Below are 22,664 nucleotides of genomic sequence, written 5' to 3'. Positions count from 1 at the left end.
TGGTGGTCAGCCGACGCGGATCGGAAGAGTACGCGGGCCGCGGACCTGGCCCGCCGCCCAGGTCACCGCCGAAGGATCGGCCAGTGCGAAGGCGGGAATGCGCTCCATCCAGACCTCCAGCGCGACCCGCAGCTCCATGCGGGCCAGGTGGGAGCCCACGCAGCGGTGGATGCCCAGGCCGAAGGCGACATGGCGGTTGACCTCGCGGTCGATGACCACCTCGTCCGCCTGCTCGAACTGCGCCGGGTCGCGGTTGGCGGCCGGGAACGACAGCAGCACCCAATCATCGGCCTTCATGTCCACGCCGTTCCAGCTCATGTCCTCCTTGACCAGCCGCGCCATCGTCACCGGCGCGTACACCCGCAGCAGCTCCTCCATCGCCGTCGGCAGCAGCCTGGGCTCGGCGACCAGGCGCTCCCGGTCGGCAGGGGTCTTGGCCAGGTGCCACAACGATGCCCCGATCGCACTCCAGGTCGTGTCGATGCCGGCGATGAGCAGCAGCGCCATCGTGCCGGCCACGTGGTCGGGGGCGAGCTTCCTGCCGTACAGCTCAGCGTTGATCAAGTAGGTCGTCAGGTCGTCGCGCGGATGGTCCACATGGTCGCGGATCTGGGCCAGAAGGTAGTCGAACAGCTGCCCCATCCGCGCGATGCGCTCCTCGGGCGGCAGGTTGACGCCTTCGAGGGCGTTCTCGATGAACTCGCGGAAGCGCGGCCCGTCCTCGGGCGGGAAGCCCAGCATGTCGGAGATGACCCGCATCGGGATGTGCTGGGCGTAGTCGGCGGCGGCGTCGACCACCTCCTGACCCTCCAGCGCGTCGATGAGCTCGTGGCAGAACGCGCGGGTCGCCGCCTCCCGCCGGGCGACCGCGCTCTTGGTGAACGCCGGCAGCAGCAGCTTGCGCGCGTCATGGTGGAACGGCGGGTCGGACGAGATCGGCGGCGTGCCGCCGACCGGCGCCAGCTCACGCGGCGGCCGGAAGTTGCTCATGATGATCGACCGCGAGGAGAAGCGCTCGGTGTCGTACGCGATGGCCGCGACGTCCTCGTAGCGCGTGGGCAGCCAGCCGCCGCCGAACCGCCCCGTGTGCGCGATCGGGCAGCGCTGCCGCAGGTCGTCCTGGATGGGGTACGGATCGACCGCCCACTCGGGCTCGAGGTGCGAGAAGTCCGTCGCCCAGTCCGCGACCGGGCCGGTGACGATCTCATTGCGCGTGCCGAAGGGCTGGTCTCCGCGCGCCTCCCGGAAATCCTGGGCGAAGCGGTCGTCGATGGCCATGCCACACCTCCTAGAGGATCTCGATCGCTCGTTCCGGACAGTTGGCCACGGCCAGGCGTGCCGCCTGGGCCTCTTCCTGCGGTACGACGCCGTCGCCGAGCACCTGCCCGTAACCCTCCTCGTCCTCGCCGAACAGGCCGGGGGCGAGGTCGTAGCAGCGGCCGTGTCCCTGGCAACGCTCGGAGTCGATCTTCACTTTCACTGTGACGCTCCCCTCTGTGCTGAGGTGCCGGCGGGGGCGAAGGCCCTGACGACCCGGGTGAGCAACGCGCTCCACTCCCGGTCGTCGACCGCGTGCAGGTCGGGTGTGACGAGCGCGCTGCCCATTGCCAGCAGCAGGCAGAAGTGGACCAGCGCGTCCGCCGACAGCGCGGGGTCGAGCTCGCCGTCGTTCTGCGCGACGCGCATGAGCCCGGACAGCCAGTCGGCGCGCTCGCCCATGTAGTCGCGCATCGGCCGGGCGACGTCCTCGTCACGGCGGGCCGCGACGAGCGCCTCGACGATGAGATAGCCGCAGGCCTCGCGGCGGCGGGGCAACCATCGGCCGACGACGAGGAGCACGTCGGTGACGGGCCGGTCCGGGTCGGCGGCGAACAGGTCGGCGAGCAGCCGCGGCCCGTGGGCGCGCAACGCCGCCACGATCAGGTCGGCCTTCGAGCCGAAGTGCGCGTACAGCGCGCCGTTGCTCACCCCCGCGGCCGCGGCGATGTCGGCCACGCGCGTGCCGTCGTAACCACGCTCGGCGAACACCTCGGCGGCCGCCCGCAACAGCCGCTCGCGGGTCTCAGCGGCGGTAACGCCTGCGATCCGCCCCATACGCGAATTAAACGACCGTTCATTTGATGCGTCAAGAGCCATCGAAAGCACGTACGTGTGTGTCTGGGCCCATCGAACTTGAGAGTTTGGCGTGGATCTTGAGAGTCGACTTGATAGCGAGAACTCGAAGGTGAGAGTTGGCCGCACCCCTCCGCGCCTGGCGTTGGTGGTTGAGCCGCAGCCGGACAGTCGTTCGCCTCATGGGTTGATCGGATGGCGGAGCGGAACGGATGCCCGCCTAGGAGTCACATGCTGACGAGCCGGTCACCGGCACTCCGATTGCCGCGACTTTGACGTCCACCCGAAGGCGCATTCCATCGGCCATGCGACGTAGGTCATATCCAAGCCCTTCGTTGCGTATTAAGAGATGTGTTGTACATCACACAACTGCGGCGTAAGGTCGCATGCAACACGGGCCCGTTGCCCGCTTCCGAAGGGACATTCGCCGTGACAACGCCCCCCAAGATTCCGCAGGAGCCGCAAACAACGTCTCAAGCAGCCGCTGCGACAGAGACTGACATCGCGGAGGTGCCATCGCCCCCGCCCCCACGCGTGGGCAAGCTGATCCCGGCTCCCCGCGTCTTCTTCCCGGCTGCCGGCCTGCTGGTCCTCTTCGTCGTCGTCACCGCACTGTTCCCCGTGCAGATGGGGGAGTGGATCGGCACCGCGAACAGAACGGTCGTCCAGGATCTCGCGTGGTGGTACATCGCCATCGTCGCCGCTTTCGTCTTCTTCTCCGTCTGGATCGCCGCCTCGCACATGGGCAACATCGTGCTCGGCAAGGACGGCGACGGCCCGGAGTTCTCGCTCGGCTCCTGGTTCGCGATGCTCTTCGCCGCGGGCATGGGCATCGGCCTGGTCTTCTGGGGTGTAGCCGAGCCGCTCAACCACTACGCTGCCACTCCGCCCGGCCTGGACGGCGACACCTCTGCGGAGAAGGCCAGGACGGCGATGGACGTCACCTTCCTGCACTGGGGCCTGCACGCCTGGGCGATCTACGTGGTTGTCGGCCTCGCCGTCGCCTACTCGGTGCACCGCCGGGGCAATCCGATCTCCCTGCGATGGGCTCTGCAGCCACTGCTCGGTGACCGCGTGCGCGGCTTCTGGGGCGACGTGATCGACGTCATCGCCGTACTCGGGACCCTCTTCGGTGTCGCCACTTCGCTCGGCCTCGGTGTCTCTCAGATCGGCGCCGGCCTCGGTTACCTCGGAGTCGTCGACGGGCCCAGCACCTGGCTGCTCGTCGGCCTCATCATCGTGATCACCGCGATCGCGACGGTCTCTGTGGTCACCGGCATTGACAAGGGCATCAAGTGGCTGTCGAACATCAACATGGCGATGGCCGTGGCCATGGTGATCGCGATCCTTGTGGTCGGGCCGACGGTGTTCATCCTGAGCGACTTCGTCACCCAGATCGGCTCCTACGTCCAGAACTTCTTCCGGCTCTCCTTCAACGGCATGCCGTTCGAGGAGGAGGGCAAGCAGTGGCTGGGCGGGTGGACCACGTTTTACTGGGGGTGGTGGATGAGCTGGGCGCCGTTCGTCGGTGTCTTCATCGCCCGCATCTCCAAGGGCCGCACGGTCCGCGAGTTCATCGTTGGCGTACTCCTCGTGCCCACCATCGTCACCTTCATCTGGTTCTCCGTGATGGGCGGCACCGCTCTCTACCAGGAGCTCTTCCAGGGCGGCGGCCTGGTCGGCCAGGACGGTACTGTCAACAGCAGCACCGCGCTCTTCCAGTTGATCGAAACCGTCGCGCCGTCGATCTCGACGCTGCTGAGCATCGTCGCGATCGCCCTGATCGTGATCTTCTTCGTCACCAGCTCAGACTCTGGCTCGTTCGTGGTCGACATGCTTTCCTCCGGAGGCAACCTCAACCCGCCGGTCTGGAGCCGTACACTCTGGGCCACCCTGGGGGGTGCCGTCGCGGCGGTGCTGCTGCTCGCCGGCGCCGCAGCCGGTGGCGACGCCAATCCGCTCTCCGCGCTGCAGACCATGGCGATCCTGCTGGCGCTGCCGTTCAGCATCGTGATGGTGCTGATGTGCGTCGCCACGGCGAAGGGGCTCGTCTCGGAGAACCGCTTCCGCCAGCGAAAGCAGCGGCAGTGGCTCGCCGAGCAGGTCGCGGCGGAGATGGAGAACTACAAGAAGTGACCAAACGCCTGCGTGCCTGATGTAGCGTGCCCGGGAGCGGCCGATCCCGGGCACGAGCGGTCAGCGGCCTTAATCAGACGCGGTCGGCAGTGGCGGTGGCACCGGTGGCGCGGGAGTGCGGCCGGTGCCATCGCCCGGATCACGGCCGAGCAGGCATTCGTCCCGTCAGTGCGCGCTCGATGGCCTCGATGATCCGCGGCCGCCGCTCGGCGGAGCTGATGATCGCGTCCATCGAGCCGACCTCGGCCGCGCGCTGGATGCTGTGCACCCGGTCGAACTCGACGACGGCCTCGGCGAGCTGGGCGTGCAGCGCCGCCCGCTCGGCGCCGCTGGCCGCCGAAACGTGTGCCTGCAGTTCGGTCACCCGCGGGTCGGTCGCGGTGCGGTTGTTCCTCTCACCGGAGAACACGACGGCAGCCGCCGGAGCACCACCGAGCACCGAGGCGAACGAGCCCTCCAGCGAGCACGGTCATGTTCGGGTTGAGCCTTGGAGAACACCACGAACGCCCCACCGTGATATCTGGAGATCACGCAGAACACGATCGGCCCGTCGAAGTTGACGATCGCCCGGCCGATCTCCGCGCCGTACTCCAGCTGGAGCTTGCGCATCGACTCGGGCGCACCGTCGAACCCAGACAGGCTCGCCAGCACCACCAGCGGCCGGTTGCCGGACGCCGCGTAGATCGGGCGCGGTCTTCTTCGACGACCGCGGGGACAGCGTGCCCGCGGTGTACGTGTCTGGCCCGTCGGTGGGCGGAAAGCCGCACTGCGGCACCGACCGCGCCTCAATCTCAATCAGGCAGACCGACCAACCGCCGATGCGGACCGGGTTCCGATCGTACTATCACGTTGAATGACGTTCGGTCGCTCCACTTAGACAGCCATCTAATTGATAGTGCGCAGGTGTGAGCCGGACTCCGCTATCAACTTCGGTGTCTCCAGACAGTCGGCAGTGGATGTGTCTCATCGGAGTTCCCCGCGTTCACCTGATAGATGGGCGGGACAGTACGGCGCCGGCCGGGTTTGCTAAGCCAGCAGTTGCGTGATCAGGGCGCCGGCGAGCCAGTCTTCGTAGCGGTCGGCGGCCCATCCGCCTTCGATGACGAGCGTGCGGTAGACCTCGGGCAGAACGAGGGCCAGGTAGATGGTGACGCCTTCGTCGACGCTCAAGCTCGGCCTGAGTTGGGGTGCGATGGCTTCGATGTGGCGGCGGAAGGCGCGTTCGCGATTGGCCGCGATGGTCTGGATGTCACGGGCGATGTCTGGGTCGGTGCGGGCGGCTTCCTGGTAGATGTCAATGACGTCGTACATCTGCTCGAACTGGCGGCGTTGGATGTTCGCGGCCGTACGCAGGCCGTCGCGCGGGTCCGGCTGCGCGAGGGCCTGTTCGTGGGCGCGGTCGATGTCCAGGGTGCCGGCGACGTCCCAGGCGATGGCCTTCAGTATGGCGGCTTTACCGCCGAACGCGGAGTAGATCGTCGGCGCCGGGATGTCCGCGGCTTCCGCGATGGAGGCGATGGTGGTGCCGACATAGCCCTGCGCGGCGAACAGGGCGCGAGCGGCCGAGGCGATCTGGGCTTTGGTCGCCATCGCCTGACGCTGCCGGTGGGTCGGCCCTTCCCTCTTGACAACCACCGTTGGAGAGTATCACTCTTCAAATCATAGTCTCGCTATGACGAAAAGAGTATCGCCATGACGTCAGAAGTGATCGAGACACCCGTTCTGATCGTGGGCGGCGGCCCAGCGGGGCTGACCGCATCTGTGCTGCTGTCCCGGCACGGCGTCGACTCCCTGCTGATCGACAAACGCCTCGACGGGTCGCCGCTGCCGCGGGCCCGCGGCATGCACTCGCGGGCCCTGGAGATCCTGCGGGTCTGCGGTGTCGAACCGGACCTGCGGGCAGTTGAGCTGCCGATCACGCCAGGCGCGCAGTGGCGAGCCGATCTGACCAGTACACCCCTGCGCGAGGACGTGCCGTCGGCCGGTCACACCACCGTGAGCCCTTGCGAGGGGCTGGCCGTTTCCCAGGACGTGTTCGAGGCGGTCCTGCGCAACCACGCCCACGGCTTCACGTGCGCGCAGTTGCGCCTGGGCGTACTGCTGGAGTCTTTCCGGACAGTCGGCGATGGTGTGCAGGCCACGGTGGTCGAGCAGGCTTCGGACCGCCGCTTCGAGGTGCGAGCGCGATGGATGATCGCTGCCGACGGTGCCCGCAGCGGCGTACGCGCGCAACTGCGCATCGCCATGAACGGCCCGGACGACCTCGGCCAGCAGACGATGATCGCGTTCCGGGCCGACCTTAGCGCACTGACTGGTCCTCGGCCGCGCGGGATCTACTTCCTCACCGCCACCGGCGCCGCGCTGATCTGGACCCACACCGACGACCGCTGGGTGATCAGCCAGCCCGGCCTGGTAGCCGCCGACCCCGCCACGGTTGTCCGCCGCGTCCTCGGTCTTGGCGACCTACCGCTGGATGTGCTGGCCACCAGCCCATGGACGGCAGCCGCGCAGTCCGCCGCCCGGTACGCGCAGGGGCCGGTGTTCCTGGCCGGCGACGCCGCCCACCGCTTCCCGCCTGCTGGCGCCACCGGGGTCAGCGCGGCGATACACGACGTGCACAACCTTGCCTGGAAGATCGCCGCCGTCGTCCACAGGTATGGCGGCGAGAAGCTGCTGGACAGTTACGCCACCGAACGCGAACCAGTCGGCCGGCGCAACGCCGACGAGACCGGCGCTGCCTGGACGCGGATCTTCAGCGGCAACGGGGCGCCCTTCAGTGGGCGGAGCCTGGCCCAGATCGACATGGGCTACCAGTACACGTCACCGGTCATCGTCGGCGACGGCAGCCCCAACACCGACCCGCCTGGCGCCGATTACCAGCAGACCGCGACGCCCGGCTGCCGAGCCCCGCACCTGTGGCTGGCCGACGGGACCTCCACCATCGACCTGTTCGACCAACGCTTTGTCCTGCTGACCGCCCCACCCGGCCACGCCTGGCGCCACGCCGCCGCCCTCTGCACCGGGGTTCCCGTCGACAGCCACATCATGACCGAACCGCAATGGCCCGACCTTTACGGCGTCGCACCCGACGGCGCGGTCCTCGTCCGCCCCGACGGGCATGTCGCCTGGCGCAGCCCCACCACATCCACCGATCCCGTAGCCGACATCCGGACCGCCCTGACCACCAGCACCGGACGCAGGCGCGTGCCCTCCTCGACATGACGCACCTGACCAGGGCGGCATCCGCAGGGCCGGTTGGGATCAGATCGCCCACTGGATACCCGACGTTCCCTTCGCGCACTGCCACGGAGCGGGAGCCGCCAGTTCACAGTGATGCGCCCGCGCACATCACCAGGTGCTGGCCGGTAACCGCGCCTCCTTCCGGTCCGAGGAGGAAGGCCGTCAGTCCCGCGACCTCCTCGGGTCTGATGAACCGGCCCAGCGGCGGAACCCGTGGCGGAGTGGCGGCACGTCCGGGATCCCGCAGCATGGGGGTGTCGGTCGGGCCGGGGGCGACCACATTGACGGTGATGCCACGCGGGGCCAGTTCCATGGCCCAGGAACGGGACAAGCCCACGAGCGCGGCCTTGGTCGCCGCGTACTGGCTCTTGCCCGCCGCGCCCGCCATCGTGCGGCTTCCGATCAGCACAACGCGGCCACCCGGGCTGATCGCGCCGGCGAGGACGTTCACCAGAACGGTCGCGGCCTCGACGTGGACCCGCCACATGAGGGCGCCGTCCTGGGCCGAGAGGCGTCCGAGCGGCGCGGAGCGTTGCACGCCCGCCGAGTGAACGATGGCGTCGACGGTGCCCACCGCGGCCGATGCGTCGGCCAGCTGGTCGAGGTCGGTCAGGTCTGCCTGGAGCCACGAGTAGGCCGGGGTGTCCTGGCGGTGCTCCGGAGGGCGGGTACGGCTCATCCCGGTGATTCTCCAGCCCTCGCGGAGCAGGCGTGTGGCGACGGCCCGGCCGATGCCGGAGCTGGCCCCGGTCACCACCGCGTGCTGCGGCTCGTCCGAGGTCTGTCCGGTGTGGCGGTCTGGCGCGGCGTCCATCGGCACGTCAGATGCCGTCGGCGCGGGCGGCCCACTCGGGTCGCACTCGGACGTACTTGATGACGCGGCGGTGGTAGGTGAAGACGATGTGCAGGTCACCGTCGGCGGTTTCCTGGATGGACGGGTAGGAGAACTCTCGGTTGAGGCCATCGCGGGAGTTGTTGGTCAGGCAGTAGCCATCGCCTACCTCCAGATCGCGGCGGATCGGCCACGTGCGCCCTCCGTCGCCGGACAGCGCGAGGGTCATGGGCGCACGCGGGGCGCCCCAGAACGCGGTCCGCTCATCGCTCCCGGCGGGTGCCGGCTCGTCACCGGACCGACTCGCCGGGGTCGCGGCCAGGCCGTCATCGTCGATCTCGTCGTACAGGGACACCCGGCGCTCGGTGGCGTCGGCCGCGCTGCTGGCGTTGAACACCAGCGCCAGCCGGCCGTCACGCAGTGTGACGTACTGGATGGAGGAATTGTTGTTAGGCAGCTCGGTGGCAGCGGGAACGCTCCAGGTCATGCCCTCGTCTTCCGACCGGCTCGCGTAGATCGAATCCGCCCAGCGGCTGCGGAACAGGGCGAGCAGCGTGCCGTCGGCCAGCAGGTGGACGTTCATGTGGACGCAACCGACGCTGTCCGGGACAGGCTGTTCGCGCCAGGTTCGTCCCTCGTCGTCGGAGACCATGAGAGAGCTGGTGTCGCGGTCGCCGACCCAGCGCTTCCCCGATGTGGTGACGCAGTTGAAGACGGGCAGCAGCCATCGGCCGGACGGCAGCACGAGCACGGGCTGCCGGACGAAGACGCCGCCGCGGCTCGTGGCGGGGAGGAGGGTGTGCACGGGTCCCCACGTGTGACCGTCATCGTGCGAGATGCGGCAACGGACTTCGGCGGTGTCCTGGTTGCCTGCGTGCTGGGCGGTGTACAGCAGCCACAGCTCTCCGGCGGGAGTGGGGAACAGGACCGGGTTCTGCTCGGAACGCGTCGGGTCGTCGGACAGCCGCGTCGGCGTGGACCAGGTGTCCGCCCCCTTCTGCAGCCGGGAGAACCAGATGGAGATGTCCGAGACGCCTTCCTGCGTGCCGCCGAACCACACGCAGCCGAGAGCGCCGTCGCGTAGCGACACGATGTTGGCCGCGTGATTCTGCACGGCAGGCGCGATCAGATACGCCTCATGGCGGTCCGGATCGTCGTCGCGAACGCGGATCATGCCGTCCATGGGCAGGTGGTCGGGAACGACGGGCTGGCTCACTGTTCTCCTCGGCGAGACTGGGCTCGGGCGTCGGTCAGGTGGGACTTCGCGGCCTGTTCGAGGTGGACGAGGTCTGAGGCGATGGTGGCGAAGGTGTATCCCTCGGCCAGGCGCTTGGCGGCGGTCCCGCCGTCAGGGGTGTGTATGCCGGCGGCGACGCCGGCGGACCTGGCGGCTTCGCGCACCGTGACCAGCGCGTCCTCGAACGGGGAAGCGATCGCGGGGTCGCCGGGGAAGGCGCCGCCCAGAGCCAGGCACAGATCGGACGGGCCGACGTAGACGCCGTCCAGGCCGGGGGTCGCGCAGATCGCCTCGATGTTCGCCAGCCCCTGTGCCGTCTCGATCATGACGAGGACCAGCACTGTGGCGTCGCTGTCCGCGGGGCGCGGCCCGATGCGGAGCGCCGAGCGCATCGGACCGTACGAGCGGCGCCCCTTCGGCGGATAGCGGGTCGCGGAGACGGCCGCCGCGGCGTCATCGGCGGTGTCGATGAGAGGCACGATGACACCCGCGGCGCCCGCATCCAGGGCACGGCCGATGCGGGCGGGGTCGTTCGCCTCGACCCTGACCAGGCCCGCGGACACGCCGCCCGCGTCGATCGACATCAGGCCGCTCAGCAGCCCCGAGTAGCCCAGCAGCCCGTGCTGGGCGTCCAGGCACACGTAGTCGTAGCCGAGGCGTGCGATGCGTTCGGTGGACACCGGCGAATCCAGGACGGACCAGTAGCCCAGTGCGGGCTCCCGGGCACGGATCCTGGCGGTGAAGTCGGTGATGCTCACTGCTGGTCTTCTCCTCGGCGGTCGGCTCTCATCGGTTGTAGGCGGGCATGGGGCCGCGCAGCGCCGCCCCCACGCGGTCACAGGCTGCGACGACATCCTCGGGAAGCGGCCCGGCCGCGGCGGTCGCGATGTTCGCGCGCAGGTGTTCGGCCTTGGAACCGCCGAGCAGGACGGCCCCCACGCCGTCGCGATGGAGCAGCCACCGCAGAGACAGCTCGATGAGGGAGATGCCCGACTGCGCGGCGATCTCGCCGAGGGCGGTGACGGCCTCGAACAGCGCCGGACTCCAGTACCGCTGCCGGTACAGGGGAGCGAGTTTGGAGTCGCCGAAGCGGCCGGCGGCGGGGTCCTGCTCGAAGGTGTGACGCCCGGTGAGCAAGCCCCCGCCGAGCGGGTTGTAGACCATGGTCGTCAGGCCGGTGCTCCGCGCGAACTCCAGGTATTCCTCCTCTACCCTGCGGGACAGGAGGTTGTACAGCTGTTGGGCGACGACAGGCCGTGGCGCGCCGACGGCGTCGGCAGCGTGGTTGATCTCCGAGATCTGCCAGGCAGCGTAGTTGGAGACGCCGAGCGCGCTGATCTTGCCCTCGGCGACGAACTCGGCGATCGCGCCGAGCGTCTCGGCCGGCGACGTGCGGCGGTCGGGCTGGTGCAGATAGAACAGGTCGACGTGGTCGACCTGCAGGCGGCGCAGGCTGCCTTCGAGGCTCGCTCGCAATCCTCTGGCGGACAACGGCGGATGATCACCGGCGTCCAGATAGGGCATGCCGGCCTTGGTGGCGAGGACGACCCGGTCGCGCCGGGTGGCGAGCAGCGGTGCCAGGATGGACTCGGCCGCGCCGCCCGCGTAGGCGTTGGCGGTGTCCACACCGGTGATGCCGGAGTCGAGCGCCACGTCCAGCATGCGCGCGGACTCTTTCGCGTCGGCCGTGTCGCCGAACGTCATGGTTCCCAGCACCAGCCGGGACAGCCCGATGTGCGCCCCGGACGGTGTCGCCGCCGGTAGGGAGATCGCCGGTACGTAAGTTGTCATCGGTCGGTTCCTCGCTGAACGGGTGCTCCGGGGGACTGCGTAGTGGACGGGGCCCGCACCAGGTGGCGCGGCTTGCGCCCGTCCATCGTGGCCGGATCCAGCGCGGCCCTGCGGAGTGCGCGCGTGTAGGGGTGGGCGGGGGCGGCCAGCACCGTCCGGGTCGGGCCGGACTCGACCAGGCGCCCTTTGCTCATGACGACGATGTCCTCGCTGATCTCCCTGACCACACCGAGGTTGTGGGAGATCACGACATAGGTGAGGCCGGTCTCGGCCTGGATCTTCACGAGCAGGGCCAGGACCTGCGCCTGCACGGACACGTCCAGTGCGCTCGTCGCCTCGTCGCAGACCAGGAGGTCGGGCTTGGAGGCGAGGGCTCTGGCGATGCCGATGCGCTGACGCTGGCCGCCGGAGAACTCCGGCGGGCGACGCTCCAGGGCCGTGGCGGGCAGGCCGACCTGGTCGATGAGCCTGGCCGCCTCCTTGGCCCGGGCGCGTCTGTCGCGCATTCCGCGCACCCGCAGCGGTTCCGCGACGATCTCCTCCGCCGATAGGTGCGGGTCGAGCGATCCGTACGGGTCCTGGAAGATCATCTGTACCCGGGTGCGCATCGGGCGCAGCTGTTTCTCCCTCAGCTGGGCGATGTCGGTGCCGCCCACCACGATGCGGCCTGCGGTGGGCTTGACCAGCCGTACGATCGACCGGGCGATCGTGGACTTGCCGCAGCCTGACTCCCCCACGATGGCCAGGGTGCCGCCCCGCCGCACGGAGAAGCTGACGTTGTCGACCGCGCGGAACACGCCCTGGGCGACGGGATAGTCCACGACGAGGCCGTCGACCTCGAGGAACGCGTCGGTCATCGGGGTTCTCCCACGGCGTCGTCGAGGGGCGCTTCCAGGGACTCGCCGTCTTCGTCCCAGGGGCCCAGCCGTGGGACCGCTGTCAGCAACTTCCTGGTGTACGGGTCGCGGGGTGCGTCGATGATCTGCTCGGCCTCGCCCGACTCGACGAATCGCCCGTCCTTCATGACATGGATGCGGTCCGAGACGAGCCGGGCCACGCCGATGTCGTGAGTAATCATGAGGATGCCGATGCCGGTGTTCTCCTGTACTTCGAGCAGCAGGTCGAGGATGCCTGCCTGGACGGTGACGTCCAGGGCGGAGGTCGGTTCGTCGGCGACGAGCAGCCCGGGCGATCCGGCGAGCGCGACCGCGATGAGCACACGCTGCAGCATGCCTCCTGACAGCTGATGCGGATACCTGCGTAGCTGGGACTCCGGATCCGATATGTGCATCCGGGCCAGCAGGTCGACGGACCGCGAGACGGTTTCCGACCGGGACAGGCCGCGATGGCGCAGCCGCACGGCTTCGCGGAGTTGCTGCCCGATGGTGTGGACGGGGCTGAGCGCCGTCATGGGATCCTGCGGGATGAGCGAGACGGTACGCCCGCGCACCTTGCGTACCGCGCCGGGGTCGGCGATGACGTCGACTCCCTGAAAGCGGGCCTTGCCAGAGAGGACCGCCAGCTCCGGGGGGAGCAGCCGCAGGATGCCCATGGCCGTGGTGGACTTGCCCGATCCCGATTCGCCGATGATCGTCACGGTTTCGCCCTGGCGGATGAGGAAGCTGACACCGTCGACGGCGCGGACGATGCCGGCTTCGGTCATCAGCTCGATCTGCAGGTCCTCGACCTCCAGCAGGGGAGGATCGGCCCCATCGAACTCGGCTGTCATGCCCGGCTCACCTTTCCTTCCGCCTGCGGACTCGGTCCCGCAGCCCGTCTCCGAGCAGGTTGACACCGACGACAAGCAGCACGATGACCAGTCCGGGCAGCGTGACCAGCCACCACGACGTCGTGATGTAGTCCTGGCCGTCGGAGATGATGCGGCCCCAGGTGGCGAACGGGCGCTGCGGGCCGGCGCCCAAGTAGCTCAGCGCGCTCTCCAGCAGCACGGCCTGGGCCAGCAACAGCAGGATCACCAGCGTGGCCTGCCTGACGACGTTGGGCAGCACGTGCCGGAGCAGGATGGTGATGCGATGCAGGCCGAGCACCCGGGCCGCGGCCACGTACGGTTTCTCCCGCTCGACGAGCACCAGAGAACGGGTCAGGCGGGCCACTTCCGGCCACTGCGCGATCGCGATCACGAAGGTGATGACCGGAATGGACGGGCCGAAGAGCGCGACGATGAGCAGCAGCATCAACAGCAGAGGCAGCGACAGCTGCGCTTCCAGCAGGCGCGAGACCATGGCATCGACCCAGCCACCGAAGAATCCGGCCGCGGCGCCGGCGATGAGACCGATGATGCCGGACACGACGATGGCCAGCACGCCGACGGTGAGCGAGACCTGGCCGCCGTGCAGGACCCGGGAGAGAAGATCTCTGCCGAGCTGGTCGGTTCCGAACAGGTGCCCGTCGGCCAGCGGTGGCAGGCGACGCAGGCCGAGACTCTGCTCGTCCGGCCCGGGGATGGGAAGGATGTTGGCCAGGGCGACAGGCGCGACGACGAGGGCCACGCACACCGAACCGACCCAAGTCTTCAGCCGCGCGCTCTTGCGGCGGCGGACCGCCGCGGACCGGGCGAGATCCTTGGCGGAGACCGCGCTGGGCCGCGCAGGGGGCTCCGCGGTGCCCCGGCTGCCGAAGCCGTCGGCGGGGCCGGCCGCGGTGCCGATGCGCGGGGCGGTCATGAGGCCACCGCCTTCCCGAGTCGTACCCGCGGGTCTAGCAGCGGGTAGGTGAGATCGATGAGGAGCTGGACGGCCACGGTAAGGATGGCCGTGACCAGGACGGTGGCCTGGATCAGCGGGTAGTCCCTGGTTTCCAGCGCGCGCACGACGAGCGATCCGACACCCGGCCAGGCGAAGACGACTTCGACCACCACCACGCCGTTGAGCATGGCGGCGAAGCGGGTGCCGAGCGCGGTCACCACCGGGATGGCCGAGTTGCCCATGGCGTAGCGCCAGGTCAGGCCGCGTTCGGAGACGCCACGGGAGCGGGCGATCGTCAGGTACGGAGCCGCGAAGCCGGCCCCCATCTCCCGGCGTACCATCCGGGAGATCAGCGCGATCTGCAGGATGCCGACGGTCACGGTCGGCAGCGCCAGGCCGGCCCAACTGGTGAAGCCGGATGCCGGGAGGACGGGGACGAGCACGGCGAAGATGGTCAGCAGCATGATGCCGCTCCAGAACTCCGGCATGGACTGGCCGGCGATCATGGCCACGTTGGCCCCCAGCTCGCGGCCGGTGTCGGCGTGCCGCGCCATCCAGACGCCGACCGGGATGGCCACGACCGCGGCGAACAGGATGGCGGACACGGCGAGCATGACGGTGTACGGCATCCGGCTGAGGACGACGTCCAGGGCGGGGGCCTGGAAGGAGAAGGACGTGCCCAGGTCGCCGCCGAACAGGTCACGCACGAAAATTCCGTACTGCTGTATGAGCGGTTTGTCCAGGCCGAACTGGACCCGGATGCGTTCGAGCTCGGCAGTGGTGGCCAGGGGACTGGCGTAGGCGGCCGCCGGATCCCCCGGTGCCAGCCGCACGAGGACGAACACCGCGGAGACGGTCAGGAAGATCGCCAGGATGCTCTGCCCGACACGCTGGGCGACGTAGCGGATCACGACTCATCCACTCAGTCGGACGGATGCGAGGTCGTAGGAGTTGGTGGGACTGAGCAGGACGTTCTGCATGCGCTTGCGCCGGGCGATGACGGTCTTGGGGACGAAGGCCCACATGCAGGGCCAGGTGTTCCAGATCTCCTTCTGGGCGGTGGCGAGGAGGCGCTCCCTGGCCGTGTTGTCGGTTTCCTGTGAGGCCTTCTGCAGCAAGGTCGTGATCTTGGGGATCACGTAGCCATGGTAGGTGTCCCGGGTGGCCTCCTTTTCCGCCGTGCCGGCGAACATGCCCTGCAGCGGAGTCAGCGCCAGCCCGGTCGGGCCGGGATAGCCGTTGCCGAGGACGTCCCAGTCGCCGGCCCGGCCCTGCCGCCACTTGGAGATGTCGCCGCCCGGCTGGAACTGCTGGAGTTCGGCCTGGACACCGACCGCCTTGAGCATCTCCACCACTGCCTCCATGACACTGGTGTCGTTGGCGAACTCTCCGGTCTCCCAGATCATCTTGATTTTGAGATCTTTCACTCCGGCGGCGTCGAGCATCTGCCGGGCCTTCTGCGGGTCGTAGACGTACTCGCCCGTTTGAACCGCCCCGGTCAGGGTGTCCGCCACCACGCCTCGGGCCTGGGTCACCGAATCGGCGAAGACGTCCTTGATCAGGGCGGGACCGTTGATGGCGTAGCTGAGCGCCTCGCGCACGCGCACGTCGGCGAGCGGGTGCCCGGAGGGCTTGCGGAAGTTGTAGAAGAGCTGGCTGATCCGCGTGCTCGGCACCTGCTGTATCTCCACGTCGCTCAGGCCGGAGAGCTGGCTGATCGCATCGGGGGAGATCGAGTCGATCAGATCGACCTCGCCGCTGCGCAGGGCGACGACGCGGTTGGCCTCCTCCGGGAGGAACCTGACCTGTACGGTCTTGATCACGGGCGCGGGACCCCAGTATTTGCCGTTGACCTGCAGCGTGTACTCACCGGTGCCCCGGTTCGCGGAGGTGACGACGTAGGGGCCCGATCCGATACCGCCCTGGAGCTCCTCCGGTTTGTTGGCGGCAGCGGGGGTGATCAGAATGTTCGCCATCAGGTAGTCGAGGGTCGGCACCGGGTTCTCGGTCACGAGCTTGAAGGTGCTCGCGTCGACGGGGGTGACGGTCGGCCATTCGGGAAAGAGGCCGGCCAGGAACGATCCGAGAACTTTCTGGTACATCTGCAGGGCGGTTGAGACGTCTTCGACCGTGACCGGGCTGCCATCGGAGTAGTGGACGCCGTCGCGCAGCTTGACCGTCCACTCGGTGGGAGCCGTCAGCTCGAACCTCTCGGCCAGGACGTGCTGCACGGTGAGCTTCGGATCGATGAAGGTCAGCGCCTGACGGACGCCGCGCTGGACGGTGACGGCGGCATCGAACTGGTTGAGCTTGTTGTCCAGCGACACGAGCGAGCGGTTGAGCGCCAGCGTGATCCCGGGGCCGGCGGTGGAGCCGGCGCCGGATCCCGCGCCGGGGGCGGTTCCCGGTCCCGCGCAGGCGGCGAGGGGACTCAGGGTCATGGCCGCGCCTGTGAGAGCACCGAGACGGAGAAGACTGCGACGGGAGAACTGGGGGGCGCTTCCGAGATGAGTCACTGGGGTTCTCGCTTTCTGAACCGTCCGCAGCGGTGCGCCTCTCAGCAGCGGCCGCCTGCCAGGACCGGATGTTTCCCACGTCACAACGACGTTGCTGCACCATTACACGCCTGCGCATTTCGCGCAAGAGGTCTAGCGCATTTTGTGCAAGCTGTGACATCATCCGGTCAAGACGAAGGCTGCGCGGACGTGCACGCCTCGCTCCGGAGCGGATCGCGCAAGAGGTTCGCGAGGACTGCGGAAGCCTGCCTGACGTGCAAAACCTGACTGTATCGGGGGTTCCTTGAAGCCCAAGCCCAGCACGGCCGCGGACGGTGTCCTCGTCGTGGCCGACGACCTGTCGGGTGCGGCCGAGGCGGCAGCACGCATCATGATGCGCACAACACGCACAAGGATTGTTCTCACTGACCACGCCGTGCGGGGCGAGCGCGATTCCGTCGACATCCTCGTCGTCGATACCGACTCCCGGCACCTGCGTCCCGCCGAGGCGGCCGCGGCGGTGCGTTCCGCGGTCGCCCTGGCCTCCGCCGGGCGTCCGCGGCTGGTCTTCAAGAAGATCGACTCGCTGCTGCGTGGCAACGTCGCGGCGGAGGTGGCCGCGCTGACGACGCCTGGGGCCGGCATCATCGTCGCCCCTGCCCTGCCTGGCCTGGATCGGGTGGTGCGCGGCGGCGTGCTGCACCTGGCCGGTGTGGCCCTCCACCGGGCGAACGCCTGGACGGTGGACGGCGTCGCGGCTCCGACGTCGGTCGAGGCGGCGCTGGCGCCGCTCCGGGCCCGCGTGCTGGACCTCGCGACCGTGCGATCGGATCGTCTTTCCGACGCGATTGTCTCGTGCGCCGAGGAGGCGCGCATCGCGCTGTGCGACGCGGAGACCGATCAGGATCTGGACGCCGTGCTGCGTGCCGCGCTGGCCGTGCCGTCGGTGCGCCTGGTGGGATCCGGCGGGCTCGCCGACGCGCTCGGGCGCCATCTGCGGAGTCTCGGTACGGCCGTCGAGGAGCATGAGCCCGCCCCGACGCACACCGCTCGGCGCAGGGACGCGGCGCCGCTCGTCGTGGTGGGCAGCGCGGAGCCGGTCGCGGCCGAACAGGTGCGCCGGCTGGCCGAGGCCGGGGCCGTTCCCGTTGCCCTGCCCGTGACGGCGCTCCTCGGCACACCTGCCGGCCGGGAGCCCCTCCCCCACATCCCGATCGGCGACCGGGCGGTCGTGGCCTTCCTCGACTCCGCCGGCTCCGTCCTCCCTGCGGCCTCCCGTGACATCGCGCGCCGGCTGGCCGAGGCCGTCGCGGACGCGGTGCGCGCGTCCGCGCGGCCGGTGGACCTCGTGCTGACCGGCGGAGAGACCGCCCGGCGCGTCCTCGACGCCCTCCAGGTGCGGGAACTGACACCTGTTGAGCAGATACACCTGGGAGCCGTCCACTCCCGGACGCCCGAAGGCCGTTCAGTGGTCACCCGCCCGGGCAGTTTCGGGGAAGGCGACTCGCTCGTCGAGATCGTCAGGGCCCTGGCTCCGCACTCCCTCGGACCTCTTGACCCCACTCTTCTCCCCCTGAACCAAGCGAAAGGTCCCGTCGTGAGCATCAGCACCGCCGCCGTCGGCCGACAGCCGCGCGCAGCGGCCACTCCGATCATCGCCGTCACCATGGGTGACGGGGCCGGTGTGGGTCCGGAAGTCATTGTCGGCGCCCTCCAGGAACCCCACCTCGCCGAGCTCTGCCGTCCCGTCGTCATCGGCGACGCCGTACGGCTGCGCCAGGCGGCCTCCATCCTCGGGACCGCCACCGAGATCGTGGTGGTCGACACGGTGACCGACGCCGTGTTCCAGCCTGGACGCGTCAATGTCATCGACCTGGGGCTCCTGCCGGAAGATCTGCCCTGGGGGCAGATCTCCCCCGTGGCGGGTGCGGCCGCGTACCACTATGTGCGGGTCGCCAGCGAGCTGGCAATGGCCGGGAAGGTGCAGGCGATCTGCACGGCGCCATTGAACAAGGAAGCCCTGCATGCAGGCGGCTACATCTTCCCCGGGCACACCGAACTCCTCGCGCACCTGACCGGGACCGACGAGGTGTCCATGATGTTGTCCTCGCCGAAGATCCGTGTCATCCACGTCACCACGCACCTTGGACTGATCGACGCCATCGCGAAGATCGAACCCGGCCTGGTGGAACGAACCATACGCCGAGGCCACGAGGCGCTGCGGCGCGCCGGGATCGAGAACCCGCGCATCGGCGTGTGCGGCATCAACCCGCACGCCGGGGAGAACGGCCTGTTCGGCTACGGCGAAGAGGCCGAGAAAATCGTTCCCGCCGTCGAAGTCCTGAAGGCCGACGGCATCGACGTGCACGGGCCGCTGCCCGCCGACACGGCGTTCTTCGTCGCGGGGCGCGGAGACTACGACCTCATCGTGGCGATGTACCACGACCAGGGCCACGGTCCGGTGAAGATCCTCGGCATCGAGGCCGGGGTGAACATCACCGTGGGCCTGCCCGTCATCCGGACGTCCGTGGACCACGGAACCGCCTTCGACATCGCAGGGAAAGGCACCGCCGAAGTAGGTAGCATGATCGAGGCGCTGCGGCAAGCCGCCCAGATGTCTCCCAGCCCGGCGATCTGATCCCGGAACGTTGAACGACAAGCCGAGAAGGAAGAGCGTTGCCCAGGAACTCTGACCGTCGGCGCGCCGAGATCGTGCGCCTGGCCACGACCAGCGGTCTGGCCAGTGTCGAAGAGCTGTCCTCGACGTTCGCTGTGACACCCTCCACCATCCGCCGTGACCTCGCCCGGCTGACCGCGCAAGGACTGCTGGCCCGCACATACGGCGGCGCGATGGCCGTCGTCGCCCACCCCGAGGACTCGTTGCGCCAGCGCGTCGGTGACGCCTTCGAGGCCAAACGCGGAATCGCCATATGGGCGGCCCAGCAGATCGGAGCCGGGGAGTCCGTGCTGCTCGACGCCGGCTCGACCGTCGCGGCGCTGGCTCACGAGCTGCGCTCCAGCACCCAGCTCCTGATCGCGACCACGAGCCTGACGGTGCTCAAGGAGCTCGACGACGTCGAAGGCCTCCATGTGGAGTGCCTCGGCGGCAGGCTGCGCCACCTCAGCCAGGGGTTCGTCGGCCCCACCACCGAGGCTTGTCTGGAGCGGATGTCGTTCGACCGCGTCTTCCTCGGGGCTGACGGAGTCACCGCCGACCGCGGGATCTGCGAGGCCGACCTCCAGCAGACCCGGCTCAAGGAGCTCATGGCCCGCAGTTCCCACAAGACCTACGTGCTGGCGCATGCGGCCAAGCTCGGGCGACGTCCGTTCCACGCCTGGGTTCAGCTGCCCCGGCCCTGGACGCTGGTGACCGACGCCGGGGCCCCGGAAGACGCGCTGGCCCCGTTCTCGGCTGAGGGAGTCGAGGTGGTCGTGGTCGACGCCGAAGGGCAGATCAGCAAGCCGAAGCCGACCGCGGGTCAGCCGATCGCCCCGTAGCGGCCCGCACGCCCGACCGGGCCGGTTTGCCCGGTGCGGCCCCACAGCCGGCTGCGCGCGGCAGCCGGGCGGGGGCGCATCCTCCTTCATCCCGCCGGGCCCGCTGGTGGTCCTCGTCCCGCCTTGAGCCTACTCAGGTCGCTGCGCCGCGCCGCCGATGAGGGCGCTCCGTCGAGAGATGGGCGGCGCGCTGAACAGCGAGGATACGACCGAAGCGCTCCGTGTCCGTGGGCTGTGAGTGACTTCTGTGATGACCATGATGTTGTTCCTTTGCTGCTGGTGAGGGCGACAAAGGAGCAGTGCCGGCTAACGGCGGGCCATCCGGCCCATGAGCCGGACGGTTAGGCGGCGCGGCAGAAACTTGCTGACGAGGGCCACTCGGCGGCCGTTGGTGATCATCGACCGGGGTGCGGAGCGGCGGTCGAGCGTGTCAAGGGCCGTCCTGACGACGTGGGCAGAGGTGGCTCGCTTCGTGCCGTAGTCGGCCGACTGGCTGCCGGCGGCGTCGTAGAACTCGGTCTGCGTGGCGCCGGGACATACGGCGAGGACGCGCAGACCGGTGCCGCGGGTCTCCTCCCACAGCGATTCCGTGAAGCTGAGGACGAAGGCCTTGGTGGCGCCGTAGACACTCAGGTAAGGGTCGGCTGGAAGCCCAGCAGGCTCGCGACGTTGATCAGGACGCCGGTGCCGGCGGAGGTCAGCGGGTCGATATAGGCGCGGCTGAGGTCGACGAGGGCGCCGACGTTCAGCGCGATCATGCTCTGCAGTCGGTCCGGATCCTCGTCGGTGAGGGCGTTGTGGTGGCGAAGCCGGCGTTGTTGATGAGCCCGGTGGCGTGGATGCCGCGGGATTCGAGGTCGGCGCGCAGCGTGCGGCCGGCGTCGGCCAGGCCGAGGTCGCGGGCGACGACGGTCACCGTGACGCCGTGGGCGCGGGTGAGTTCGCCGGCCAGGCTCTCCAGTCGGTCCGCGCGGCGGGCGACGAGCACGAGATCCGAGCCGCGGCCGGCCAGCTGGCGGGCGAACTCTCTTGTGCACTGAGTGCAAATTGCTTCATTGGATGAAGTATCATACCATCAGTGCATGACCCCGAAACCGACATCTCTGCGTGAGCAGACCCGCAGCGTGGTCCGCTCCCTGCTCGCCCGGACCGCTATCGAGCTGTTCGCTGCCAAGGGGTACGACGACACGACGCTCAACGAGGTCGCCGCCGCCGCAGGTGTCTCCCGGCGGACCTTGTTCAACTACTTCCGCAACAAGGAGGACCTCGCACTCGGCGGCCTCTCCGAACAGGGCGAACTGATCGCCGCGCGGCTCGCCGAACGCCCGGCCGACGAGGACGTCTGGGCGTCGCTGCGCGCGGCGTTCCAGGTGCTGGAAGAGATCGAGATGACGGCCGAGCGCCGACTCGAGATGATCACGCTGCTGTTCCGAAACGATGCCCTGCGCGCCGGCCACGCCGAGAAGCAGGGTCGCTGGCAGAAGCTGCTCGCACCGCTGATCGAGCCGCGGTTGCCCGACTCCGACCGCCGCGCCCTGCAGGCGCGCGCGATCGCGGCCGCGGCGATCACCTGCCTCCAGGCAGCGAACGAGGAGTGGGCGCGCCTGGGCGGACAGGTCGACCTGTTCGACCTCTACGACGCGGCCGTGGGAGCCATCCGCCGCCCGGCCTGAAGCCCGGCCCCGCCGGCCTCCACAGCGCGACGAGCCAGAACGACACCAGGCCCGCCGCTGTCTTCGGCGACCGCGGAAAACCCCGCAGAGAACCCGAGAACCACGGAAAACCAAAGAGAGGAAGACAGCCGCTTCTCTGCGGGTCACTCGACGTTGCAGGAACGGACTTCCCGCATCGCCTCAGCTCAAGGGCAGTTGGCATGATCCTATTGAGCGCGACAGGTGTTGTGCAAGGAGATCGGCGGAACGTTACCGCATGAACAGCCATGGCGGGAGCACAGCGCTGGAGCGCCATGATGGCGTGCGAGGGGGCGTGTGATCATGGGCCAGGACAGCAGCGGAGAGGTGCCGTTCTCTCGAACGAAGATCCGAGTGGGATGCTTGGTCTTCTGTGAGGACGAGGTAGTCCTGATCCGGCGAAAGCGTCCAAGTGTTGATCATTACTCCGTGCCAGGCGGCAACGTCGGTCACAGGGAGGATCTAATCGACGCCCTCCGTAGAGAGCTCGCCGAGGAGCTGAAGCTTGACCTTGATCGTGCAACATGCCCTCAGTTGTGCTGGGTGCAGGACCAGATGGTCAGCCGTCCTGGCCCGACCGCGCCGCCGCGAAAGTTGCACTTCGTCTTCCGTGTCCACGTGGACGCAGAGGTGCGATCGACCCTGGCGACAATCGAGCACGACGAGCTGCCGGACGGCGCTGTTGAGGAGGGTGAATTCGTGTGGGTTGACTACCGATCCGCCGGAAGGTTGAAGTTGTATCCCGCGCTTGGTGAGGATCTGGCGGCCCTGGCTAGCACTGGAGCGCCGGTCAGCCGCGTGAGCAATGCTTGAGACCTGTGGATCAGCCGGGAAGGGGTGTACCTTCCCGGTGATCGTTTGAGGTCTCTCACGCATGGCCGACGCGCCAACGTCGGTCGGGAAGGCACACGCGATGCTCACCGTAGT

22 protein-coding genes and 1 pseudogene are annotated in these 22,664 nt (G+C 68.8%); 6 read left to right on the top strand and 17 right to left on the bottom strand.

The window, feature by feature from the left end:
• Positions 1-6: 6 nt before the first annotated feature.
• From ACTWQA_RS52585 to ACTWQA_RS52575, 3 genes are read right to left on the bottom strand one after another with little or no spacing between them, the layout of a single operon-like run.
• Positions 7-1,278 (bottom strand): cytochrome P450, encoded by a 1,272-nt coding sequence (locus ACTWQA_RS52585; RefSeq protein WP_443166344.1) that lies wholly within the window; start codon positions 1,276-1,278, stop codon positions 7-9.
• A gap of 10 nt (positions 1,279-1,288) precedes the next feature.
• Complete coding sequence (locus ACTWQA_RS52580; RefSeq protein ID WP_443166343.1) at positions 1,289-1,480, bottom strand: ferredoxin; 192 nt, start codon at positions 1,478-1,480, stop codon at positions 1,289-1,291.
• The gene (locus ACTWQA_RS52575; RefSeq protein ID WP_443166342.1) at positions 1,477-2,094 is read right to left on the bottom strand and encodes a TetR family transcriptional regulator; all 618 of its coding nucleotides are present in this window, start codon (positions 2,092-2,094) and stop codon (positions 1,477-1,479) included. The genes ACTWQA_RS52580 and ACTWQA_RS52575 overlap by 4 nt, the downstream gene beginning before the upstream one ends.
• A gap of 552 nt (positions 2,095-2,646) precedes the next feature.
• Between ACTWQA_RS52575 and ACTWQA_RS52570 the strand changes: the two genes are divergently transcribed.
• The gene (locus tag ACTWQA_RS52570) at positions 2,647-4,248 is read left to right on the top strand and encodes a BCCT family transporter (RefSeq protein WP_443166341.1); all 1,602 of its coding nucleotides are present in this window, start codon (positions 2,647-2,649) and stop codon (positions 4,246-4,248) included.
• A gap of 139 nt (positions 4,249-4,387) precedes the next feature.
• On the opposite strand, the pseudogene ACTWQA_RS52565 reads toward ACTWQA_RS52570, so the two are convergent.
• Together ACTWQA_RS52565 and ACTWQA_RS52560 are read right to left on the bottom strand one after the other, a co-directional pair.
• Positions 4,388-5,074, bottom strand: a pseudogene (locus ACTWQA_RS52565) (carboxyl transferase domain-containing protein); the annotation flags it as partial.
• Positions 5,075-5,274: 200 nt separating this feature from the next.
• Complete coding sequence (locus ACTWQA_RS52560; protein ID WP_443166340.1) at positions 5,275-5,838, bottom strand: TetR/AcrR family transcriptional regulator; 564 nt, start codon at positions 5,836-5,838, stop codon at positions 5,275-5,277.
• A gap of 102 nt (positions 5,839-5,940) precedes the next feature.
• On the opposite strand from ACTWQA_RS52560, the gene ACTWQA_RS52555 reads away from it, so the two are divergent.
• On the top strand, positions 5,941-7,470 hold the full coding sequence (locus ACTWQA_RS52555) for an FAD-dependent monooxygenase (protein WP_443166339.1): 1,530 nt from the start codon (positions 5,941-5,943) through the stop codon (positions 7,468-7,470).
• Positions 7,471-7,573: 103 nt separating this feature from the next.
• Here the strand turns inward: ACTWQA_RS52555 and ACTWQA_RS52550 are convergent, their stop codons facing one another.
• The 9 genes from ACTWQA_RS52550 to ACTWQA_RS52510 are packed head-to-tail and all read right to left on the bottom strand — an operon-like array spanning position 7,574 to position 16,494.
• Positions 7,574-8,302: an SDR family NAD(P)-dependent oxidoreductase gene (locus ACTWQA_RS52550; protein WP_443166338.1), complete on the bottom strand. Its 729-nt coding sequence runs from the start codon at positions 8,300-8,302 to the stop codon at positions 7,574-7,576.
• Positions 8,303-8,309: 7 nt separating this feature from the next.
• Complete coding sequence (locus tag ACTWQA_RS52545) at positions 8,310-9,536, bottom strand: sialidase family protein (RefSeq protein WP_443166337.1); 1,227 nt, start codon at positions 9,534-9,536, stop codon at positions 8,310-8,312.
• Positions 9,533-10,315 (bottom strand): HpcH/HpaI aldolase family protein, encoded by a 783-nt coding sequence (locus ACTWQA_RS52540; RefSeq protein WP_443166336.1) that lies wholly within the window; start codon positions 10,313-10,315, stop codon positions 9,533-9,535. Before ACTWQA_RS52540 ends, ACTWQA_RS52545 begins: the two co-directional genes overlap by 4 nt.
• Positions 10,316-10,343: 28 nt before the next feature.
• Positions 10,344-11,348, bottom strand: coding sequence for an aldo/keto reductase (locus ACTWQA_RS52535; RefSeq protein WP_443166335.1), 1,005 nt, complete (start codon positions 11,346-11,348; stop codon positions 10,344-10,346).
• Entirely contained in the window at positions 11,345-12,205 is an 861-nt protein-coding gene (locus tag ACTWQA_RS52530; protein WP_443166334.1) for an ATP-binding cassette domain-containing protein, read from the bottom strand. The genes ACTWQA_RS52535 and ACTWQA_RS52530 overlap by 4 nt, the downstream gene beginning before the upstream one ends.
• The gene (locus ACTWQA_RS52525; RefSeq protein ID WP_443166333.1) at positions 12,202-13,077 is read right to left on the bottom strand and encodes an ABC transporter ATP-binding protein; all 876 of its coding nucleotides are present in this window, start codon (positions 13,075-13,077) and stop codon (positions 12,202-12,204) included. Before ACTWQA_RS52525 ends, ACTWQA_RS52530 begins: the two co-directional genes overlap by 4 nt.
• Before the next feature lie 7 nt (positions 13,078-13,084).
• Positions 13,085-14,032, bottom strand: a complete 948-nt coding sequence (locus ACTWQA_RS52520; RefSeq protein ID WP_443166332.1) for an ABC transporter permease — start codon at positions 14,030-14,032, stop codon at positions 13,085-13,087.
• Positions 14,029-14,964: an ABC transporter permease gene (locus tag ACTWQA_RS52515; RefSeq protein ID WP_443166331.1), complete on the bottom strand. Its 936-nt coding sequence runs from the start codon at positions 14,962-14,964 to the stop codon at positions 14,029-14,031. The genes ACTWQA_RS52520 and ACTWQA_RS52515 overlap by 4 nt, the downstream gene beginning before the upstream one ends.
• A 3-nt stretch (positions 14,965-14,967) precedes the next feature.
• Complete coding sequence (locus tag ACTWQA_RS52510; RefSeq protein ID WP_443166330.1) at positions 14,968-16,494, bottom strand: ABC transporter substrate-binding protein; 1,527 nt, start codon at positions 16,492-16,494, stop codon at positions 14,968-14,970.
• Positions 16,495-16,852: 358 nt separating this feature from the next.
• Between ACTWQA_RS52510 and pdxA the strand changes: the two genes are divergently transcribed.
• Positions 16,853-19,186 carry a 4-hydroxythreonine-4-phosphate dehydrogenase PdxA gene (pdxA, locus tag ACTWQA_RS52505; RefSeq protein ID WP_443166329.1) on the top strand — a complete coding sequence of 778 codons (2,334 nt, stop codon included), beginning with the start codon at positions 16,853-16,855 and terminating at the stop codon, positions 19,184-19,186.
• A 38-nt stretch (positions 19,187-19,224) separates the two neighbouring features.
• Positions 19,225-20,046 carry a DeoR/GlpR family DNA-binding transcription regulator gene (locus tag ACTWQA_RS52500; RefSeq protein ID WP_443166328.1) on the top strand — a complete coding sequence of 274 codons (822 nt, stop codon included), beginning with the start codon at positions 19,225-19,227 and terminating at the stop codon, positions 20,044-20,046.
• Positions 20,047-20,352: 306 nt separating this feature from the next.
• On the opposite strand, the gene ACTWQA_RS52495 is transcribed toward ACTWQA_RS52500, so the two are convergent.
• From ACTWQA_RS52495 to ACTWQA_RS52485, 3 genes are read right to left on the bottom strand one after another with little or no spacing between them, the layout of a single operon-like run.
• Positions 20,353-20,679: an SDR family NAD(P)-dependent oxidoreductase gene (locus ACTWQA_RS52495; protein WP_443166356.1), complete on the bottom strand. Its 327-nt coding sequence runs from the start codon at positions 20,677-20,679 to the stop codon at positions 20,353-20,355.
• Positions 20,676-20,804, bottom strand: coding sequence for a hypothetical protein (locus ACTWQA_RS52490; RefSeq protein ID WP_443166327.1), 129 nt, complete (start codon positions 20,802-20,804; stop codon positions 20,676-20,678). Before ACTWQA_RS52490 ends, ACTWQA_RS52495 begins: the two co-directional genes overlap by 4 nt.
• Complete coding sequence (locus ACTWQA_RS52485; RefSeq protein ID WP_443166326.1) at positions 20,801-21,034, bottom strand: hypothetical protein; 234 nt, start codon at positions 21,032-21,034, stop codon at positions 20,801-20,803. Before ACTWQA_RS52485 ends, ACTWQA_RS52490 begins: the two co-directional genes overlap by 4 nt.
• Before the next feature lie 94 nt (positions 21,035-21,128).
• Here ACTWQA_RS52485 and ACTWQA_RS52480 point away from each other — a divergent pair, with 94 nt between their 5' ends.
• Both ACTWQA_RS52480 and ACTWQA_RS52475 read left to right on the top strand, forming a co-directional pair.
• Positions 21,129-21,719, top strand: a complete 591-nt coding sequence (locus ACTWQA_RS52480) for a TetR/AcrR family transcriptional regulator (protein WP_443166325.1) — start codon at positions 21,129-21,131, stop codon at positions 21,717-21,719.
• A 321-nt stretch (positions 21,720-22,040) separates the two neighbouring features.
• A complete protein-coding gene (locus ACTWQA_RS52475) occupies positions 22,041-22,550 on the top strand; it encodes an NUDIX hydrolase (protein WP_443166324.1) in 510 nt (169 codons plus the stop codon).
• Positions 22,551-22,664 lie beyond the last annotated feature (114 nt).

This window comes from Nonomuraea sp. 10N515B (assembly GCF_052245915.1).
GTDB lineage: Bacteria > Actinomycetota > Actinomycetes > Streptosporangiales > Streptosporangiaceae > Nonomuraea.
The sequence above is the reverse complement of the archived record's forward strand: the minus strand, read 5'-3'. Positions and strand labels throughout refer to the sequence as shown.

Bases quoted from the DNA above. Each gene is read 5' to 3' on its own strand.
- ACTWQA_RS52525 (WP_443166333.1), bottom strand. From the start codon at position 13,077: ATGACAGCCGAGTTCGATGGGGCCGATCCTCCCCTGCTGGAGGTCGAG.
- ACTWQA_RS52490 (WP_443166327.1), bottom strand. From the start codon at position 20,804: ATGATCGCGCTGAACGTCGGCGCCCTCGTCGACCTCAGCCGCGCCTAT.
- ACTWQA_RS52520 (WP_443166332.1), bottom strand. From the start codon at position 14,032: ATGACCGCCCCGCGCATCGGCACCGCGGCCGGCCCCGCCGACGGCTTC.
- ACTWQA_RS52550 (WP_443166338.1), bottom strand. From the start codon at position 8,302: ATGGACGCCGCGCCAGACCGCCACACCGGACAGACCTCGGACGAGCCG.
- ACTWQA_RS52535 (WP_443166335.1), bottom strand. From the start codon at position 11,348: ATGACAACTTACGTACCGGCGATCTCCCTACCGGCGGCGACACCGTCC.
- ACTWQA_RS52585 (WP_443166344.1), bottom strand. From the start codon at position 1,278: ATGGCCATCGACGACCGCTTCGCCCAGGATTTCCGGGAGGCGCGCGGA.
- ACTWQA_RS52575 (WP_443166342.1), bottom strand. From the start codon at position 2,094: ATGGGGCGGATCGCAGGCGTTACCGCCGCTGAGACCCGCGAGCGGCTG.
- ACTWQA_RS52560 (WP_443166340.1), bottom strand. From the start codon at position 5,838: ATGGCGACCAAAGCCCAGATCGCCTCGGCCGCTCGCGCCCTGTTCGCC.
- ACTWQA_RS52480 (WP_443166325.1), top strand. From the start codon at position 21,129: ATGACCCCGAAACCGACATCTCTGCGTGAGCAGACCCGCAGCGTGGTC.
- ACTWQA_RS52510 (WP_443166330.1), bottom strand. From the start codon at position 16,494: ATGACCCTGAGTCCCCTCGCCGCCTGCGCGGGACCGGGAACCGCCCCC.
- ACTWQA_RS52475 (WP_443166324.1), top strand. From the start codon at position 22,041: ATGGGCCAGGACAGCAGCGGAGAGGTGCCGTTCTCTCGAACGAAGATC.
- ACTWQA_RS52555 (WP_443166339.1), top strand. From the start codon at position 5,941: ATGACGTCAGAAGTGATCGAGACACCCGTTCTGATCGTGGGCGGCGGC.
- ACTWQA_RS52530 (WP_443166334.1), bottom strand. From the start codon at position 12,205: ATGACCGACGCGTTCCTCGAGGTCGACGGCCTCGTCGTGGACTATCCC.